The following is a 1,097-nucleotide window of genomic DNA, read 5'->3' as shown; positions in this document are numbered from 1 at the left end:
AAAGAGCGTTTTGTCCCGGTGGGGTTGTTTCGTGGTGCTTTAGAGGTCACATTGGTCTGAGGTTGCTGAGTCGGAAGTAACTGATGAGAACGGCGTGACAGCTGACATCGTGCGTCGGCCCGTTTCGGCCGGTTCGCTCCTGTCTGATCCCAAGGCGCCCCCGGTTGACGCCATTTGCGCCCTGGGGACGCGTCGTGCCCGACGGTACTACCGAAACATGACGCTACACCGCCCGTATCCCAGCGACTTGTCCGATGCGCGCTGGGAACTGATCGGTCCCACCCTCACCACCTGGCGGTCCGAACGCCGTGGCAGGGGCCTGGACATCGGCCGACCGCCCGAGCACGACCTGCGCCGTATCATGGACGCCATCCTCTACGTCGACCGCACCGGGATCCCCTGGCGCTACCTGCCCCACGACTTCGCTCCGTGGGAGACGGTGTACGGGTACTTCGCCGCCTGGCAGAAGGAAGGCATCTTCGACCAGCTCAACGGCCTGCTGCGTCGCCTGGTGCGTGAAGCCGAAGGTCGCAACCCCGAACCGAGCGCCTGCGTGCTGGACGCCCAGAGCGTCAAGACCTCCGCCAACGTGCCCGCGGCCGGCCAAGGCATCGACGCGGGCAAGAAAATCGCAGGCCGTAAGCGCCATATCGGCGTCGACACCCTCGGACTGCTGCTGGCCGTATGGGTCACCGCGGCAAGCGTCTCCGACAACGCCGGCGGCATCCAGGTGCTCTCCCAGGTTTCCGCCGCGACCCCTCGAGTGACCAAGGCGTGGGCCGACACCGGCTATCGAACGAAAGCCATCGACCACGGCGCCCGCCTCGGAATCGACGTCGAAGTCGTCCAACGCGATCCCGACGTCAAAGGGTTCAAGGTGATCCCCCGACGTTGGGTGGTCGAGCGGACCTTCGGCTGGCTGATGCACCACCGCCGCCTCGCACGGGACTACGAGACCCACCCACACCGCTCCGAAGCCATAATCCACGTCGCGATGATCGACCTCATAAGCCGACGACTCACCCGCGAATCCACCCCGAACTGGCGCGACACCTGAACCTCGAACGAAACAACCCCGCTGGGACAAAACGCTCTTT

The 1,097-nt window shown here is 64.8% G+C and carries 1 protein-coding gene; it reads left to right on the top strand.

Annotated elements, in window-relative coordinates; all coding sequences use genetic code 11:
- Nucleotides 1–217 precede the first annotated feature (217 nt).
- Complete coding sequence (locus tag ABTX60_RS43160; RefSeq protein WP_352102055.1) at nucleotides 218–1,057, top strand: IS5 family transposase; 840 nt, start codon at nucleotides 218–220, stop codon at nucleotides 1,055–1,057.
- The last annotated feature ends 40 nt before the right edge of the window (nucleotides 1,058–1,097 follow it).

Source organism: Streptomyces sp. NPDC126510, assembly GCF_040302345.1.
Taxonomy (GTDB): domain Bacteria; phylum Actinomycetota; class Actinomycetes; order Streptomycetales; family Streptomycetaceae; genus Streptomyces.
This window is presented reverse-complemented; position numbering and strand designations above follow the sequence as displayed.

Excerpts from the sequence above, each read along its gene's own strand:
- ABTX60_RS43160 (WP_352102055.1), top strand. The coding sequence starts at position 218 with ATGACGCTACACCGCCCGTATCCCAGCGACTTGTCCGATGCGCGCTGG.